Source organism: Acinetobacter sp. YH16038 (assembly GCF_013417275.1).
GTDB lineage: Bacteria > Pseudomonadota > Gammaproteobacteria > Pseudomonadales > Moraxellaceae > Acinetobacter.
This window is the reverse complement of sequence record NZ_VPEG01000068.1, coordinates 1-3,286: the sequence shown is the minus strand read 5'-3', so window position 1 is coordinate 3,286 and position 3,286 is coordinate 1. Positions and strand designations below refer to the sequence as shown.

At 49.7% G+C, this 3,286-nt stretch carries 2 rRNA genes; both read right to left on the bottom strand.

The window, feature by feature from the left end:
- Positions 1-9 precede the first annotated feature (9 nt).
- Positions 10-124 (bottom strand): 5S ribosomal RNA (rrf, locus tag FTV34_RS16035).
- A 202-nt stretch (positions 125-326) separates the two neighbouring features.
- Positions 327-3,218, bottom strand: a 23S ribosomal RNA gene (locus FTV34_RS16030).
- Positions 3,219-3,286: the final 68 nt, after the last annotated feature.

Genomic DNA, 3,286 nt, shown 5'->3' with positions numbered 1-3,286 from the left:
GGAATAATGAGCTGGCGATGACTTACTCTCACATGGGAGACCCCACACTACCATCAGCGCTAAGAGGTTTCACTTCTGAGTTCGGGAAGGGATCAGGTGGTTCACTCTTGCTATGGTCGCCAGCACAACTGGTATGCTTACTCGCTATGGTCTTATCTACGTTGCTTGCGCTTCGTTTGCCTAGCTTTCTTCAAATAGAATGTATTAACAGATGTATCTGAGTCGCAGTAGTTTGTCCGATTAGCTTAACTAAATCAAGTTTTCGTCTGATCGTTAGATCAATATGAAATCAATTGATGCTTTATATACAACTGCTTGGGTGTTGTATAGTCAAGCCTCACGAGCAATTAGTATTGGTCAGCTTCATGCATCACTGCACTTCCACATCCAACCTATCAACGTCGTAGTCTTCAACGGCTCTTTAGAGGACATAAAGTCCTAGGGAAATCTTATCTTGAGGTAGGCTTCCCGCTTAGATGCTTTCAGCGGTTATCCCTTCCGAACATAGCTACCCGGCGATGCGACTGGCGTCACAACCGGTACACCAGAGGTTCGTCCACTCTGGTCCTCTCGTACTAGGAGCAGATCCTCTCAAATTTCCAGCGCCCACGGTAGATAGGGACCGAACTGTCTCACGACGTTCTAAACCCAGCTCGCGTACCTCTTTAAATGGCGAACAGCCATACCCTTGGGACCTGCTTCAGCCCCAGGATGAGATGAGCCGACATCGAGGTGCCAAACACCGCCGTCGATATGAACTCTTGGGCGGTATCAGCCTGTTATCCCCAGAGTACCTTTTATCCGTTGAGCGATGGCCCTTCCATACAGAACCACCGGATCACTAAGACCTACTTTCGTACCTGCTCGACTTGTGGGTCTCGCAGTTAAGCGCGCTTTTGCCTTTATACTCTACGCGTGATTTCCGACCACGCTGAGCGCACCTTCGTACTCCTCCGTTACTCTTTAGGAGGAGACCGCCCCAGTCAAACTACCCACCAGACATGGTCCTCGCTCCCGATCAGGGAGCAGAGTTAGAACCTCAATATTACCAGGGTGGTATTTCAAGGACGGCTCCATGGCAACTAGCGTCACCACTTCAAAGCCTCCCACCTATCCTACACAAGTAAGATCAAAGTTCAATGTCAAGCTGCAGTAAAGGTTCACGGGGTCTTTCCGTCTAGCCGCGGGTACACCGCATCTTCACGGCGAATTCGATTTCACTGAGCCTCTGCTGGAGACAGCGCCGCCATCATTATGCCATTCGTGCAGGTCGGAACTTACCCGACAAGGAATTTCGCTACCTTAGGACCGTTATAGTTACGGCCGCCGTTTACTGGGGCTTCGATCAAGAGCTTCGCTTACGCTAACCCCATCAATTAACCTTCCAGCACCGGGCAGGCATCACACCCTATACGTCCACTTTCGTGTTTGCAGAGTGCTATGTTTTTAATAAACAGTTGCAGCGGCCTGGTTTCTGAGGCTGCCAACAGCTCAAGGAGCAAGTCCTATCACCGCCGGCAGCGTACCTTCTCCCGAAGTTACGGTACCATTTTGCCTAGTTCCTTCAGCAGAGTTCTCTCAAGCGCTTTGGTCTACTCGACCTGACCACCTGTGTCGGTTTCGGGTACGATTCCAGTGTAACTGAAGCTTAGAGACTTTTCCTGGAAGTATGGTATCAGCCACTTCACCAGTAAACTGGCTTGCTATCAACTCTCAGCATAGAGCACCCCGGATTTGCCTAAGATGCATGCCTACAGTCTTCCACCTGGACAACCAACGCCAGGCTGACTTAACCTTCTCCGTCCTCTCATCGCATTACACTGAAGTATTGGAATATTAACCAATTTCCCATCGACTACGCCTCTCGGCCTCGCCTTAGGGGTCGACTCACCCAGCCCCGATTAACGTTGGACTGGAACCCTTGGTCTTTCAGCGAACGGGTTTTTCACCCGTTTTGTCGTTACTCACGTCAGCATTCGCACTTCTGATACCTCCAGCATGCTTCTCAACACACCTTCATCGGCTTACAGAACGCTCCCCTACCACTTGCAATAAATTGCAAATCCGCAGCTTCGGTACATAGTTTTAGCCCCGTTACATCTTCCGCGCAGGCCGACTCGACTAGTGAGCTATTACGCTTTCTTTAAAGGGTGGCTGCTTCTAAGCCAACCTCCTAGCTGTCTATGCCTTCCCACATCGTTTCCCACTTAACTATGATTTAGGGACCTTAGCTGGCGGTCTGGATTGTTTTCCTCTTGACTACGGACGTTAGCACCCGCAGTCTGTCTCCCGGATAGTACTCATTGGTATTCGGAGTTTGCATCGGTTTGGTAAGTCGGGATGACCCCCTAGCCGAAACAGTGCTCTACCCCCAATGGTATTCGTCCGAGGCGCTACCTAAATAGCTTTCGGGGAGAACCAGCTATCACCGAGTTTGATTAGCCTTTCACCCCTATCCACAAGTCATCCCCTGGCTTTTCAACGACAGTGGGTTCGGTCCTCCAGTTAGTGTTACCCAACCTTCAACCTGCTCATGGATAGATCACCCGGTTTCGGGTCTATACCCAGCAACTAAACGCCCTATTAAGACTCGATTTCTCTACGGCTCCCCTATTCGGTTAACCTCGCTACTGAATATAAGTCGCTGACCCATTATACAAAAGGTACGCAGTCACCACACGAAGTGGCTCCCACTGCTTGTATGCATGCGGTTTCAGGATCTATTTCACTCCCCTCACAGGGGTTCTTTTCGCCTTTCCCTCACGGTACTGGTTCACTATCGGTCAGTCAGGAGTATTTAGCCTTAGAGGATGGTCCCCCTATATTCAGACAAGGTTTCACGTGCCTCGCCCTACTCGACATCATCATATCAGCCCTTTCGTGTACAGGACTATCACCCACTATGGTTGCACTTCCCAGAGCATTCCACTAAAACTGATATGACTTAATGGGCTGTTCCCCTTTCGCTCGCCGCTACTGAGGGAATCTCAATTGATTTCTTTTCCTACGGATACTGAGATGTTTCACTTCTCCGCGTTCGCCTCATAAACCTATGTATTCAGTTTATGATACCGACCTTATAGCCGGTGGGTTTCCCCATTCAGACATCTCCGGATCACAGGATATTTGCCGCCTCCCCGGAGCTTTTCGCAGGCTATCACGTCTTTCTTCGCCTCTGACTGCCAAGGCATCCACCACATGCACTTAATTACTTGACTATACAACCCCAAACAGTCGTTCATCCCTACAAGTAGGATAAACAACATAATCAACCAATCACTCAGTT